Annotated in this window: 15 protein-coding genes; 6 read left to right on the top strand and 9 right to left on the bottom strand. The window is 72.2% G+C overall.

All coding sequences use genetic code 11. The features are described 5' to 3' along the window. Nucleotides 1-73: 73 nt before the first annotated feature. From acs to E4622_RS19190, 3 genes are all read left to right on the top strand, one after another. The gene (acs, locus tag E4622_RS19200) at nt 74-2,059 is read left to right on the top strand and encodes an acetate--CoA ligase (RefSeq protein WP_134741059.1); all 1,986 of its coding nucleotides are present in this window, start codon (nt 74-76) and stop codon (nt 2,057-2,059) included. A gap of 181 nt (nt 2,060-2,240) precedes the next feature. Next, nucleotides 2,241-3,566: a Na+/H+ antiporter NhaA gene (nhaA, locus tag E4622_RS19195; RefSeq protein WP_134741058.1), complete on the top strand. Its 1,326-nt coding sequence runs from the start codon at nt 2,241-2,243 to the stop codon at nt 3,564-3,566. Nucleotides 3,567-3,632: 66 nt separating this feature from the next. Next, a complete protein-coding gene (locus E4622_RS19190; protein WP_134741057.1) occupies nt 3,633-4,046 on the top strand; it encodes a phage holin family protein in 414 nt (137 codons plus the stop codon). Nucleotides 4,047-4,062: 16 nt separating this feature from the next. Here E4622_RS19190 and E4622_RS19185 read toward each other — a convergent pair whose 3' ends face one another. Genes E4622_RS19185 through nth form a run of 4 tightly spaced genes read right to left on the bottom strand, consistent with a single transcriptional unit; the run spans nt 4,063 to nt 7,161 of the window. Beyond that, a complete protein-coding gene (locus tag E4622_RS19185) occupies nt 4,063-5,235 on the bottom strand; it encodes a MarP family serine protease (protein ID WP_134741056.1) in 1,173 nt (390 codons plus the stop codon). Next, nucleotides 5,232-5,945, bottom strand: coding sequence for a CoA pyrophosphatase (locus E4622_RS19180; RefSeq protein ID WP_245156050.1), 714 nt, complete (start codon nt 5,943-5,945; stop codon nt 5,232-5,234). Before E4622_RS19180 ends, E4622_RS19185 begins: the two co-directional genes overlap by 4 nt. Beyond that, on the bottom strand, nt 5,942-6,460 hold the full coding sequence (locus E4622_RS19175) for a TlpA disulfide reductase family protein (protein ID WP_167736106.1): 519 nt from the start codon (nt 6,458-6,460) through the stop codon (nt 5,942-5,944). The genes E4622_RS19180 and E4622_RS19175 overlap by 4 nt, the downstream gene beginning before the upstream one ends. Continuing rightward, the gene (nth, locus tag E4622_RS19170; protein WP_134741055.1) at nt 6,457-7,161 is read right to left on the bottom strand and encodes an endonuclease III; all 705 of its coding nucleotides are present in this window, start codon (nt 7,159-7,161) and stop codon (nt 6,457-6,459) included. Before nth ends, E4622_RS19175 begins: the two co-directional genes overlap by 4 nt. A gap of 129 nt (nt 7,162-7,290) precedes the next feature. Between nth and E4622_RS19165 the strand changes: the two genes are divergently transcribed. The 3 genes from E4622_RS19165 (at nt 7,291) to E4622_RS19155 (ending at nt 10,321) form a co-directional block, all read left to right on the top strand. After that, the gene (locus E4622_RS19165) at nt 7,291-7,968 is read left to right on the top strand and encodes a Crp/Fnr family transcriptional regulator (RefSeq protein WP_134741054.1); all 678 of its coding nucleotides are present in this window, start codon (nt 7,291-7,293) and stop codon (nt 7,966-7,968) included. A 191-nt stretch (nt 7,969-8,159) separates the two neighbouring features. Further along, entirely contained in the window at nt 8,160-8,651 is a 492-nt protein-coding gene (locus E4622_RS19160) for a SigE family RNA polymerase sigma factor (RefSeq protein ID WP_245156049.1), read from the top strand. Further along, on the top strand, nt 8,648-10,321 hold the full coding sequence (locus E4622_RS19155; protein WP_134741052.1) for a hypothetical protein: 1,674 nt from the start codon (nt 8,648-8,650) through the stop codon (nt 10,319-10,321). Before E4622_RS19160 ends, E4622_RS19155 begins: the two co-directional genes overlap by 4 nt. A gap of 131 nt (nt 10,322-10,452) precedes the next feature. Here E4622_RS19155 and E4622_RS19150 read toward each other — a convergent pair whose 3' ends face one another. The 5 genes from E4622_RS19150 to E4622_RS19135 are packed head-to-tail and all read right to left on the bottom strand — an operon-like array spanning nt 10,453 to nt 13,133. Continuing rightward, entirely contained in the window at nt 10,453-11,271 is an 819-nt protein-coding gene (locus E4622_RS19150; protein ID WP_245156048.1) for an MBL fold metallo-hydrolase, read from the bottom strand. Next, the gene (locus E4622_RS19145) at nt 11,268-12,134 is read right to left on the bottom strand and encodes an NUDIX hydrolase (protein WP_209021964.1); all 867 of its coding nucleotides are present in this window, start codon (nt 12,132-12,134) and stop codon (nt 11,268-11,270) included. Before E4622_RS19145 ends, E4622_RS19150 begins: the two co-directional genes overlap by 4 nt. Nucleotides 12,135-12,138: 4 nt before the next feature. Beyond that, nucleotides 12,139-12,597 (bottom strand): RidA family protein, encoded by a 459-nt coding sequence (locus E4622_RS19140; protein ID WP_134741051.1) that lies wholly within the window; start codon nt 12,595-12,597, stop codon nt 12,139-12,141. 3 nt (nt 12,598-12,600) lie between these two features. Then, the gene (locus E4622_RS22915) at nt 12,601-12,759 is read right to left on the bottom strand and encodes a DUF4177 domain-containing protein (protein ID WP_167736105.1); all 159 of its coding nucleotides are present in this window, start codon (nt 12,757-12,759) and stop codon (nt 12,601-12,603) included. A gap of 23 nt (nt 12,760-12,782) precedes the next feature. Next, nucleotides 12,783-13,133, bottom strand: a complete 351-nt coding sequence (locus E4622_RS19135) for a hypothetical protein (protein WP_134741050.1) — start codon at nt 13,131-13,133, stop codon at nt 12,783-12,785. Nucleotides 13,134-13,199: the final 66 nt, after the last annotated feature.

Raw genomic sequence — 13,199 nt, 5'->3', positions numbered from 1 at the left:
CGCGTGGCCACCGTGGGCCTCGCGTCCTACTGTGGCGAGTGCCACCCATCAGCGTCTGTCCCAGGAGTGAGAAGTGAGCGAAGAGACCCTGTCGAACCTGTCGCGCGAGGACCGCTCCTTCGAGCCACCCGCCGAGCTGGCCGCCTCCGCCAACGTCACTGCCGAGGCCTACGAGCGGGCCTCCTCCGACCGCGAGGCGTTCTGGGCCGAGGCCGCCGAGCGTCTCGACTGGTCCCAGACGTGGGACCGCGTCCTCGACTGGGACGACCCGCCGTTCGCCAAGTGGTTCACCGGCGGCACGCTCAACGCCGCCTACAACTGCGTCGACCGCCACGTCGAGGCCGGCAACGGCGACCGCGTGGCGCTGCACTGGGTCGGCGAGCCGGCCGACGACAAGCGCACGATCACCTACGCCGACCTGCAGGCCGAGGTCTGCCGCGCCGCCAACGCCCTGCTGGCGCTGGGCGTCGAGGCCGGCGACCGGGTGGCGATCTACATGCCCATGCTGCCCGAGACCGTGGTCGCGATGCTCGCCTGCGCACGCATCGGCGCCCCCCACACGGTCGTCTTCGGTGGCTTCTCCTCCGATGCACTGGCCACCCGGCTGGTCGACTGCGAGGCCAAGGTCGTCGTCACCGCCGACGGCGGCTACCGCCGGGGCGCGCCCTCGGCCCTCAAGCCCGCGGTCGACGAGGCGCGCACGAAGGCCTCCGGCGACGGCTTCGACGTCGAGCACGTGCTGGTCGTGCGCCGTACCGGCCAGGACGTCGACTGGGACGACGACGTGGATGTGTGGTGGCACGAGGCCGTCGACGGCGCCTCGAGCGAGCACGAGGCGCAGCCGTTCGACGCCGAGCACCCGCTCTACGTCATGTACACCTCCGGCACGACCGGCAAGCCCAAGGGCATCCTGCACACCACCGGCGGCTACCTCACCGGTACGTCGTACACGCACCACGCGGTCTTCGACCTCAAGCCGGAGACGGACGTCTACTGGTGCACCGCCGACGTCGGCTGGGTGACCGGGCACTCCTACATGGTCTACGGACCGCTCGCCAACGGGGCGACGCAGGTGATGTACGAGGGCACGCCCGACTCCCCGCACCGCGGCCGCTGGTGGGAGATCATCCAGGACTACGGCGTGACGATCTTCTACACGGCGCCCACCGCCATCCGCACGTTCATGAAGCAGGGCCGCGAGATCCCTGACGGCTTCGACCTGTCCTCGCTGCGGCTGCTGGGGTCAGTGGGTGAGTCGATCAACCCCGAGGCCTACATGTGGTACCGCGAGGTCATCGGCGGCGAGCGCTGCCCGATCGTCGACACCTGGTGGCAGACCGAGACCGGCCAGATCATGATCTCCCCGCTGCCCGGCGTCACCGCCGGCAAGCCGGGCTCGGCCATGACCCCGCTGCCGGGCATCTCGGTCGACGTCGTCAACGACGACGGCGAGTCCGTGCCCCACGGCTCCGGTGGCTACCTCGTCGTCAAGGAGCCGTGGCCCGCCATGCTGCGCACCCTATGGGGCGACGACGACCGCTTCAAGGAGACCTACTGGTCGCGCTTCCGCAAGCAGGGCTTCTACTTCGCCGGGGACGGCGCCAAGCTGGACGACGACGGCGACATCTGGCTGCTCGGCCGCGTCGACGACGTCATGAACGTCTCGGGCCACCGCCTGTCCACGACCGAGATCGAGTCGGCCCTGGTCTCGCACCCCAAGGTCGCCGAGGCGGCCGTGGTCGGCGCCGCCGACGAGACCACCGGCCAGGCCGTCTGCGCGTTCGTGATCCTGCGCGACTCCGCGGGCGACGGCGGCGACGACATCGTCGAGGAGCTGCGCCGCCACGTGCAGAAGGAGATCGGCGCGATCGCCAAGCCGCGGCAGATCATGGTCGTGCCCGAGCTGCCCAAGACCCGCTCGGGCAAGATCATGCGCCGCCTGCTCAAGGACGTCGCCGAGCACCGCGAGGTCGGCGACGTCACCACGCTCGCCGACTCCACCGTCATGGACCTGATCTCCAAGAAGGAGGGCTCGGGCTCCGGCGACGACGAGGGCTGAGGCCGGCCTGCAGGTGTTTCAGCATCTGCTGAAAAACCTGACGTTCTGGGGCGGAATTCTGGCCCAGAACGTCAGGGATACCAGCAGATGCTGAAATCCCTGCTCCCCCTGGAGCGGTACGATGGCCGCAGGTGCGCCGGGAAGTCTGGTCGGCAACGATCCCGCCGACCCCTGGAGCCGCATGAGCCCCGCACCCCCGCCCTCCCCGGCTCCGTCCCGTCCCCGGCTGTTCGCGCCGGGGTCCTTCCTCGAGCACTCGCGTACGGCGGCCATCCTGCGGGCCGAGACCACGGGCGGGGTGCTGCTGATCGTCGGCGCTCTCGTGGCGATCATCTGGGCCAACACCCCGTGGAGCGACGCCTACGAGTCGCTGCGCGACCTGCGGGTGGGACCCGCCTCGCTGCACCTGGACCTCACGCTCGGCGCCTGGGCCGCCGACGGGCTGCTGGCGGTCTTCTTCTTCGTGGTGGGCCTCGAGCTCAAGCGGGAGTTCGTGGCCGGGGACCTGCGCGACCCGCGCCGCGCCGCCGTCCCGATCGCGGCGGCCGTGGGCGGGATGGCCGTGCCGGCCCTGATCTTCGTCCTGTGGAACCTCGGCGGCGACGGCGCGCTGCGCGGCTGGGCGATCCCGACAGCCACGGACATCGCGTTCGCGGTGGCGGTCCTGGCGGTCATCAGCACCCACCTGCCGAGCGGGCTGCGGACCTTCCTGCTCACCCTGGCCGTCGTCGACGACCTGCTCGCCATCACGGTGATCGCGATCTTCTACACCGCCGAGCTCGACCTGCTCTTCCTCGGGCTCGCGCTGCTGCCCATCGGGATCTTCGCCGTGCTGGTGCAGCGGCGGGTGCGCAGCGGCTGGCTGTTGGTCCCGCTGGCGCTGGTGGCGTGGGTCCTGGTCCACGAGTCCGGGGTGCACGCGACGGTGGCCGGCGTCCTGCTCGGGTTCACGGTCCCGGTGCTGCGCCGCGACCGGGACGACGAGCGACCCGGCCTGGCCGAGCACCTCGAGCACCTCGTGCGGCCCATCTCGGCCGGGATCGCCGTGCCGGTCTTCGCGTTCTTCGCCGCGGGCGTCACCGTCGGCGGGCTCAGCGGGCTGGTCGACTCCCTCGGCGACCGGGTGGCGCTCGGCATCGTCTGCGGGCTCGTGGTCGGCAAGACGATCGGGATCCTCGGCTCGACCTGGCTGCTGGCGACGTTCACGCGCGCCGAGCTGGACGACGAGCTCACGTGGGTCGACGTGTTGGGCATGGCGATGCTGGCGGGGATCGGGTTCACGGTCAGCCTGCTCATCGGGGAGCTGGCGTTCGGCCAGGGCAGCGAGCGCGACGACCACGTCAAGGTCGGGGTGCTCGTGGGATCGCTCACCGCGGCCCTGCTCGCCTCGGTCGTGCTGCGCCTGCGCAACCGGGTCTACCGCCGCATCGAGGAGCGCGAGTCGCGCGACGACGACGGGGACGGCGTGCCCGACGTGTTCCAGCGCGACCGACCACACCCCTCCTGAGGAGGCGGAGTCGCTCGGTGGTTCTGTAGGGTCGGGGCTCCCACTTCGAGACCAGAGGAACCCTGCATGTCATCCGAACCGGTCAAGGCGCCCGCCGACGGCGATCCCACCATCGGCCGTCTCGTCGTCGACGCCAGCCGCGACATCTCCGCGCTGGTGTCCAAGGAGATCGAGCTCGCCAAGTCCGAGCTCAAGGTGAGCGTCAAAGCCGGCGGCATCGGCATCGGCCTGTTCGCCGCCGCGGGCTTCGTGGCGGTGCTCGCCGTGATCATGCTGTCGGTCGCGTTCGCCTACCTCATCAACTGGAACGGATCCGGCCTCGACCTGCACTGGGCGTTCCTGATCGTCTTCGCCTTCTACCTGCTCGTTGCGGGGCTGCTGGTCTTCGCCGGCATCAAGAAGGTCAAGAAGGTCAAGGCGCCCGAGAAGGCGATCGCCCAGGGCAAGGAGATCCCCCGCGCCCTGAAGGGCAAGGCGTAGCGACTTCGTCGCTCCACTATCCGGCGCAGTCGCCGGTCGACTCGGTCTCGGTGTTGGTGCGACCGATCGCGGCGCTGTCGGCGACCTGCGCGGACGTGAGCGCGTAGCCGGTGTCCTTGTCGGTCACCGACGCGGCGAACACCACGCCGGCCACCGCGCCGCGCGAGGTGACGATCGGCCCGCCGGAGTTGCCGGGACGCACGAGCCCGCGCAGGGAGAACACCTGCCGGATGACCGTGCCGTCGCCGTAGATGTTGGGTGAGCGCAGCTTCTGGTCGTCGCGGACCCGGCCGGGCTGGACGTCGTAGGGGCCGTCCTGGGGGTAGCCGAGGATCGCCACCCCGTCGCCGGGTGCGACCTTGGCGAAGCGCAGCGCGGGGATGTCGTCGGTCTCGAGCGCGAGGATCGCGATGTCGAGGTCGGGGTTGTACTCGACGACCTCCGCGTCGACGGTCGCGTCGCCGATCTCGACCTCGGGGTCGTCCACGCCGGCCACGACGTGGGCGTTGGTCATCAACCGGTCGGGGGCGTAGACGAAGCCGGTGCCCTCGACGCCGCGCCCGCAGCTGTTGGTGCCGCGGATCTTGAGCACGCTCTCCTCGGCGGCGACGACGTCGGGGTCCTGCAGCAGCCGCCGCGGCCCGGGGCCGACGTCGACGATGCGCTCGGGGGCGAACGGCTCGAGGTAGTCGGGGAAGAAACTCGTGCCGACCACGTCGTTGAAGGTCTGCAGGACCCCCGAGGCGGCGTGCGGCAGGGTCTTGTCGACGGCCCCCAGCACCGAGGAGCCGCGGACCATCGGCGTCACCGACCCGATGCGCGAGCCGGACACCGCGACTCCGAGCGCCCACGCGACGAGGAGTACGGCGACCGCGCTCAGCGCGGCGCCGCCCACGGCGTCGATGGCCCGGATGGGCTGCCAGGTGATGCGGTCGCGGACCTTGGAGCCGGCGTACTGGAAGGACGCCTGGCCGAGCGAGGCGCACAGGATGACGATGAACAGCGCGCCCAGCGACACCAGTAGCGAGGGGTCGACGTCGCCGAGCAGGACCGGCGCCAGCCAGATCCCGAGCAGGCCGCCGAGCAGCAGGCCGGCGGTGGCGAACGCGCCGGTGACGAACCCCTGCCAGTAGCCCGAGAGGGCGTAGGCCAGGACCAGCACCACGAGCAGCCAGTCGAGGGCGTTCACCGGCGCTCCTCGAAGCGGGTGTTGGGCTTCAGGCCGGGCGGGGGCGTGGCGGGGGCGCCGAGCAGCATGTAGGGCGGCAGGTCGTGCATGGGCGGGTCCTCGTCGGCGGGCTCGGTCCAGCCGAGGAAGTCGAAGAGCCGGGCGATGATCCCGGCGGTGAACCCCCACAGGATGACGTCCTTGTCGTCGCCGATGAGGAAGGCGGGGCCGACCCAGCCGCTGGGATGGCGGACCGCGATCCGGTGGGTCGGCTCGACCAGCTCGCGCAGCGGGACGCGGTAGATGGCGTGCACCTCGTCGGGCGAGACGACCGAGACCGGGCTCGGCTCGCGCCACCACGCCAGCAGCGGGGTGACGGCGAAGTTGCTCGGCGGCAGCCACAGCTCGGGCAGCTCGGCGAAGACCTGCACGCCGGCGGGGTCCAGCCCGGTCTCCTCCTGGGCCTCGCGCAGCGCGGCCTCGCGGGCGGTCTCGCCGGGGTCGATGCTGCCGCCGGGGAACGACACCTGGCCGGGGTGGGAGCGCATGTGGTGGGCACGCTCGGTGAGCAGCAGGTCGGGGCCCTCAGGCCCCTCGCCGAAGAGCATCAGCACCGCGCCGCGACGGGGGTCGGAGTCCTCGGGCGGCATGAACCGCGTGAGCTCGTGGACGGTGATCGTGCGCGCGCCCACCTCGACCGGCTTGAGCCAGTCGGGGAGCTCGGCGCTCACAGGTCCACGTCCAGGTGGTCCTCGACCAGCGCGACCAGCTCGTCGTAGCTCTTGATCGCCTCGGGTTGGCGGTAGGTGACCTTGCCCTCGGCGTCGATCATCCAGATCGTCGGGAGCGCGGGGATGCGCTGGTTGGGGGGCTCCCCGGTCTCGCCCTTGGGGTCGGCGATCACGTCGAAGGTGACGCCGGTGTCGTCGAGGAGCGCGAGCGCCTTGCTCTTGCGAGGGTCGGACCAGTTGAGGCCGAGCACCTGCACCTGGTCGCCGTGCTCCTGGGAGAGCCGCTCGAAGAGCGGGAGCTCCTTGCGGCACGGCCCGCACCAGTTGGCGAACAGCGGCACGACCATCGGGCCGCGCAGCGTGGAGACGTCGACCGAGCCGGAGCCTTGGAGCCGCGGCAGCGTGACGTCGGGCAGGACCTCGGGCGGCAGCTCCTCGTCCTTGCTGTCCGAGCAGCCGGCCAGCACGAGCGCCAGGGCGAGCAGTGGCGCCACGGCCGCTGACAGCCGCCTCACGCCGGTCCCTGGGTCTTGACGAGGGCGGCCGCGGCCTCCGGGTCGGTCGGCCCCTCGCCGTAGGACGGACACAGGCGGGCCACGGGGCAGGCCCCGCACGCCGGCTTCTTGGCGTGGCAGATCCGGCGGCCGTGCCAGATGAGGTGGTGGCTGAGCATCGTCCAGCTGGACTTGGGGAAGAGCGCCCCGATCGCGTGCTCGACCTTGACCGGGTCGGTCTCCTCGGTCCAGCGGAAGCGGCGGACCAGGCGCCCGAAGTGGGTGTCGACGGTGATGCCGGGGACGTCGAAGGCGTTGCCCAGGACGACGTTGGCGGTCTTGCGGCCCACGCCCGGGAGCGTGACCAGGTCGTCGAGGCGGCCCGGCACCTGACCGTCGTAGCGCTCGACGAGGGCGGCGCTGAGCTTGAGCAGCGACTCGGTCTTGGCCCGGAAGAAGCCCAGCGGGCCGACGATCTGCTCGAGGTGCTCGCGGGGGGCGGCCGCCATCGACGCGGGGTCGGGGTAGGCGGCGAAGAGGGTGGGCCGCACGGCGTTGACCCGGCGGTCGGTGGTCTGCGCGCTGAGCACCGTGACGACCAGCAGCTCGAAGGCGTTGTCGAAGTCGAGCTCGATGCCGGCGTCCGGGTAGACCTCCGCGAGCAGCCGGTCGGTCCTGCGTGCGCGCCGGACCAGGCCGGTGTGGGTCTCGGGCGCGGGCACGGCCCCAGCCTACGGCGCGGCTCCGACAGCCCCGTCGACGGCGCTGACCTGCGGACTCGCGGAGGGTCTTGTTCGTCTGTGAGATCGACCACTGGCTAGGATCAGCGTGACACCACACCAGGAGGATCCGTGGACAACGACGTACTCCGTCAGGCCCCGCTGTTCAGCGCGCTCGACGACGAGGCCGCGACGGCGCTGCGGGCGTCCATGTCCGAGGCGCGTCTGCGCCGCGGCGACGTGCTCTTCCACGAGGGCGACTCGGGCGACAAGCTCTACATCGTGCTCGAGGGCAAGGTGAAGCTCGGCCGGTCCTCCTCCGACGGTCGCGAGAACCTCCTGGCCATCCTCGGCCCCGGCCAGATGTTCGGCGAGCTCTCGCTCTTCGACCCCGGCCCGCGCTCGGCCACGGTCACCGCCGTCACCGACACGACGTTCGCCTCGCTCTCCCACGAGGACCTCCTGCGCTGGCTCGAGGGCCGCCCGGTCGTCGCCCGCGGCCTGCTGACCCAGCTCGCCGGCCGTCTGCGCAAGGCCAACGACGTCGTGGCCGACCTGGTCTTCTCCGACGTGCCGGGCCGCGTCGCCAAGGCGCTGCTGGACCTCGCCGACCGCTTCGGCCGCACCGCCGACGACGGCGTGCACGTCCACCACGACCTCACCCAGGAGGAGCTCGCCCAGCTGGTCGGCGCCTCCCGCGAGACGGTCAACAAGGCGCTCGCCGACTTCGCCGCCCGCGGCTGGCTGCGCCTCGAGCCCCGCTCGGTCGTCATCATGGACGTCGAGCGGTTGGCGCGCCGGGCTCGCTGAGTCGAGGAGTTTCACCGGGTACCCGGTGAAACTCGCGCTTCCGGTACGAAGTTTCGTACCGGAAGCGTGAGTTTCGTGACGGCACTGGGACGCGTGGGGCGACGGCCTCGCCGGCTTCCCGAGAAATGTCGCCTCCACCGACCCCCGGGCCCAGCCCTCCTCGCGTCGTCAGGGGTGGAAGGGGGCCACGGGTGAGCCGACAGCACGACTTCGACGCGTTCGTCGTCGCGCGCACCCCTGCCCTGTCGCGTACGGCGTACCTCCTCACCGGGGACGCCCACCTCGCGGAGGACCTCGTGCAGACAGCACTCTTCAAGGCGGCCAAGGCCTGGCACCGGATCGAGGGCGACCCCGAGCCGTACGTGCGCCGCATCCTCTACACGCAGAACGTCTCGTGGTGGCGCCAACGCCGCCTGCAGGAGACGTCGCTGGGGTCGTACGACGGCGCCTCGCCGGGCGTCGACGCCGACCTGCGCCTCAGCCTGGAGCAGGCCCTCGCCCGGCTCACGACGCGGCAGCGGACGGTGCTGGTGCTGCGCTACTTCGAGGACCTCACCGAGGTGCAGACCGGCCAGGCGCTGGGCATCGGGTCGGGCACCGTCAAGTCGATCTGCCGCCAGGCGCTCGCGCGTCTGCGCACCCTGTCCCCCGACCTCGCCGAGCTGATCGGGGACGCGTCATGACGCTGGACCGTCTCCGCGAGGAGCTCGCGCGCCTTGGCGACACTGCGCCGGTCGCGCAGGTGGACCACGACACCTGGCAGCGCGCCGGGCGCGCCCGCCGCCGCGACCGCCTGGTCGTCGCCGGCTCCGTCCTCGCCGTCGCCCTGCTGGCGGGTGCGCTGACCTGGCTGCCCGACCGGGTCGACCCGCCGGTCGCGGACGGCGCCGGGGGCGCCGTGCCGGACCAGGTGTGGGCCGTCCCCGAGCGGCTGGCCGAGCGGAGCGAGGACGACGGGTCCTGGGTGAGCGACGAGGTGGAGACCGACCTGGCGATCGGAACCGGAGCGCTCGCCTTCGAGAAGGACGGGCTCCCGGTCGTGGTCGACGCGGACGACGGGGACTACCACCTGCTCGAGCTGCCGGGGTTCTTCGAGCTCCAGGCAGACAGCCCGAGCTCCTCGACCGGGGACGACGCGCCGCTGTCCCTGTCCCCGGACGGACGGCGGCTTGCGTACGCGTGGGTGCGCTTCGAGACCGACTCGCCGCAGGCCGCGGTGGCGAGCGGGGTGCGCGTGGTGGAGCTGCAGACCGGGACCGTGCGCGAGATCCCGCTGCCCAGCAACGGAGGTGTCGCGGTCGGTGGCTTCGACTGGTCCCCCAGCGGTGACTGGCTCGCGTGGGTGGGTGACGACGTGTCCGGGTGGACTGGGGAATCGTCGGGAGGGACGACGCCGGTCGCCGGGCTCATCGGCCCCGTGGCCGACACGTCCCAGCCCCTGCCGGTGCTGCCCAACAACGCGTCGGTCTCCTACGCGCCCGCGGACGACGGGACGGTCGCGATCGTCGGCGACAGTCGCATGCTCGTGGTCGACGGCCCCTCGGTCGAACGACGTGTGCTCCACGTCGGCGAGCGGTTCTCGGTGGGTGCCACGTTCGTCGGCGGCGAGTTGTACGACGTGCGCACGGCCGGCGGCACCCGCGGCTACTCCGTCCACCTCGACCCGACCCGAGAGCGCCTCGACCTGCCCGACCAGGGCATGGCCTCGCAGACGGTCGAGCCCCTCGGGTGGATCGACGACCGTCACCTCGTGGCGCGGGTGACCGAGCCGTCCGACGAGGAGGGCGAGGTGTCGGCATCCGAGCTGGCCGTGATCGGCGTGGGCGACGACCCGTCGTACGACGTCGTCGGCACCATCGAGGCCGACGTGCCACCGATCAGCGTCGCCACGGACCTGATGAGCCTGGAGCAGCCGACCGTCGAGCGGCCCGAGCCGGACTGGCCGTGGTCCAGCACCCGGGTCGCCTTGACCATCGGTCTGGTGCTGGCCGCGGCGATGCTCGCGTACGCGACCACGACGTGGTGGCGACGCCGAGCCGGTGGGCGCAGGGGCACGACGGGCGACGCGCCGGGCGAACGGCGGACCAGCCGAAGCCTGCTGCTGGTCGGCGGAACGGTGCTCGGCGCGGCCGCGACGGTGGTCTGGCTGCTCGCAGTCCCGGGGATCGCCGGCGACTCGGCCAGCAACGACGACTCCTCCGCGGTGCTCCTGACGGGGGTCGCCTGCATCGTCGGTCTGGGCACTATCGCCATGGCGGTCCGTCGGTGGCGGTGGCTCGGCGCAGGGCTCATCCTCGGCGCGGTCGGAGCCGTGGTCGTGCTCCTCATGCTCCTGGTGACGACGGTCGGCTGATCCCACGTCCGTTGGTCCTGGCGTCCCACCTGCACCAGCGCCCGCACGAAACTCACGCTTCCGGTACGAAGTTTCATGACGGAAGCGTGAGTTTCACCGGGTACCCGGTGAAACTCCCCCGCCCCAGCGCCTCAGGACGAGCGGCCCTGGAGGTAGGCGAGCTGGGCGCGGACGGAGAGCTCGGCGGCGCCCCAGAGGACGGGGTCGACGTCGGTGTAGACGATCTCGACGACGCGGCGGGGCAGCTCGTCGACCGCGATGCCCTCGGGGTGGGGGGAGTCCTTCAGCGACGCGAGCGCGGCCTCGACCTGGCCCAGGCGGTCGCGGCGGTGCGCGCGGTAGAAGTCGAGGGCGCCCAGGGCGTCGGCGATGACGGGGCCGTGGCCCGGCCAGATCCAGGACACGTCCTGCGACGAGGCCAGCGCGTGCAGCCGGTCGAGCGAGTCGAGGTAGGCGCCGAGCTGGCCGTCGGGGTGGGCGACGACGGTGGTGCCGCGTCCGAGCACGGTGTCGCCGGTGAGGACGGCGCCCTCGGCCGGCACGTGGAAGGACAGGGAGTCGGCGGTGTGGCCGGGCGTGCCGACGACGCGGATCTCGAGACCGTCGATCTCGACCACGTCACCGTCGCCGAGGCCCTCGGAGCCGAGGCGCAGCTCCGGGTCGAGGGCGCGTACGCCGCAGCCCATCCGCTCCGCGAACTCCTGGGCGGCCTCGGCGTGGTCGTGGTGGTGGTGGGTCAGCAGCACGACGCCGACCTCGCCCGCGGCCTCCGCGATGGCGTCGAGGTGGGCCGGGATCGACGGGCCCGGGTCGATGACGACCGAGCGCCGGGCGCCGGGCTCGCGCAGCACCCAGGTGTTGGTGCCGTCGAGGGTCATCATGTCGGCGTTGTCGGCGAGCACGCAGCGCGCCCGCTCACCGAAGGACCCTCCCGTCCAGGGCTCGCTCACCGCGGCCGCTCCGCCACCAGGGGCCGCAGCCGGTCGGGCAGCGAGAGCGTGAAGCCGTCGCCGAGCGGCTCCACGGTCGGCGTGAACATCTCCACGGTCCGTCCCTGCGCCACCTCCAGGACCTCCTCGGGCGAGCCGAGGCGCCCGATCTCCAGGCACGTGAGGTACGTCGGCGGCAGCATCGCCAGGTCGCCCCGGTCGGCCTGGTCGGCGGCGACGCGCGCCGGCGCCCAGTGCACCGAGGACGACTCGGTCGACACGTCGCGGGTCCGCTGGCCCTCGGGCAGCGACGCGACGAAGAACCACGTGCGGTAGCGCTTCGGCTCGAAGGCCGGCGTCAGCCAGCCGTCCCAGGCGCCGAGCAGGTCCGTGCGCAGCACCAGCCCGCGCCGGGTGAGGAGCTCGGTCATCGCGAGCGCGCGCGACTCCAGGGCGTGCCGGTCGGCCTCCCAGTCGTCGCCGGTGGTGTCGGCGACGACGTTGGTCTCGGAGGTGCCGGCCAGCAGCACGCCGGACTCCTCGAAGGTCTCCCGCACGGCCGCACAGACCAGCGCCCGCGCGGTCTCCTCGTCGGTGCCGAGGCGGCGCGCCCACTCGGCCGGGGACGGGCCGGCCCACGCGACCGACGCGTCGAAGTCGCGCTTGTCGACCCCGCCGCCGGGGAAGACGCTCATCCCCGCGGCGAACTCCATCGAGACCTGGCGCCGCAGGAGGTAGACCTCGGGCCCCTCGGCCGAGGGCCGCATCACCACCACGGTGGCCGCGTCGCGCGGCTGCACCGGCTCGCGGCTGCCGTCCTCGAACTCGCGTGCCACGTCGACCAGGTCGGCCGGCAGCGGCACCGGCGGCAGCGGGATCCGCACGCGCTCAGACCTCGACGAGGAGCTCGACCTCGACCGGCGAGTCGAGCGGCAGGACGGTGACCCCGACCGCCGAGCGCGCGTGCACGCCCGCGTCGCCGAAGACCTCGCCGAGCAGCTCGGAGACGCCGTTGGCGACGCCCGGCTGGCCGGTGAAGTCGGGGGTGGAGGCGATGAAGACCACGACCTTGACGATCCGCTTGACCGCCGACAGCTCGCCGACCTCGGCCTTGATGGCCGCGAGCGCGTTGAGCGCGCACTGCCGGGCACAGCCGTAGGCCTCGTCGGCCGACACCTCCGCGCCGACCTTGCCGGTCAGCATCAGCTCGCCGTAGCGCATCGGCAGCTGGCCGGAGGTGAAGACCTGGTCGCCGCTGCGTACGGCGGGCACGTAGGCCGCCACGGGCTTCGCGACCTCGGGCACCACGAGACCGAGCTCGGACAGCCGCTCCTCGGGGGTGCTCATCGCTCAGCCCTCCAGCGGGCGCTTGAAGTAGCCGACGAGGTTCTCGGGGTTCATCCCGGGTGCGACCTGCACCAGCTCCCAACCGTCGGCGCCGAAGTTGTCCAGGATCTGCTTGGCGGCGTGGGTGAGGATCGGCGCGGTCAGGTACTCCCATTTCGTCATGGCTCGCACCCTACTCGGCCCGTTCAGCGCCAGGCGGCGGCCTTGGAGGCGAGCTTGTAGGCGCCGGTCTGGTTGGTGAAGGAGATGCCCACGGCGCCGCGCTTCGTGCAGGCCTTGTAGGCACGACCGACGACGAACTTGCCGCCGGGGAGCGGGTACTTGTTGACCTGCTTGCCGTTCGTTCCCGTCACGCGCCTGACCTTGGCGATGGTCATGCCCTTCTTGAGCTTGCGGTACTCCTTCTTGGAGACGCAGCCCTTCGCGGCCCGCTCGGACGGACCGTCGGCGGCCGCGGAGCCCGCCGGGGCCAGGGCGGCGGTGGAGGCGAGGGCGGTGGACAGTACGGCGGCGGCAGCGGCGCGGCGCAGGGACACGAGTTCTCCTGGAGGTCGGGGTGAGGCGTGGGCCCGGGGCGGGCACGCGAGGCTCCAGCGTCCCTG

It is taken from the genome of Nocardioides sp. 503 (genome assembly GCF_004522095.1).
Classification (GTDB): Bacteria; Actinomycetota; Actinomycetes; order Propionibacteriales; family Nocardioidaceae; genus Nocardioides.
This window is presented reverse-complemented; position numbering and strand designations above follow the sequence as displayed.

Bases quoted from the DNA above. Each gene is read 5' to 3' on its own strand.
- nhaA (WP_134741058.1), top strand. From the start codon at position 2,241: ATGAGCCCCGCACCCCCGCCCTCCCCGGCTCCGTCCCGTCCCCGGCTG.
- E4622_RS19190 (WP_134741057.1), top strand. From the start codon at position 3,633: ATGTCATCCGAACCGGTCAAGGCGCCCGCCGACGGCGATCCCACCATC.
- E4622_RS19155 (WP_134741052.1), top strand. From the start codon at position 8,648: ATGACGCTGGACCGTCTCCGCGAGGAGCTCGCGCGCCTTGGCGACACT.
- E4622_RS19140 (WP_134741051.1), bottom strand. From the start codon at position 12,597: ATGAGCACCCCCGAGGAGCGGCTGTCCGAGCTCGGTCTCGTGGTGCCC.
- E4622_RS22915 (WP_167736105.1), bottom strand. From the start codon at position 12,759: ATGACGAAATGGGAGTACCTGACCGCGCCGATCCTCACCCACGCCGCC.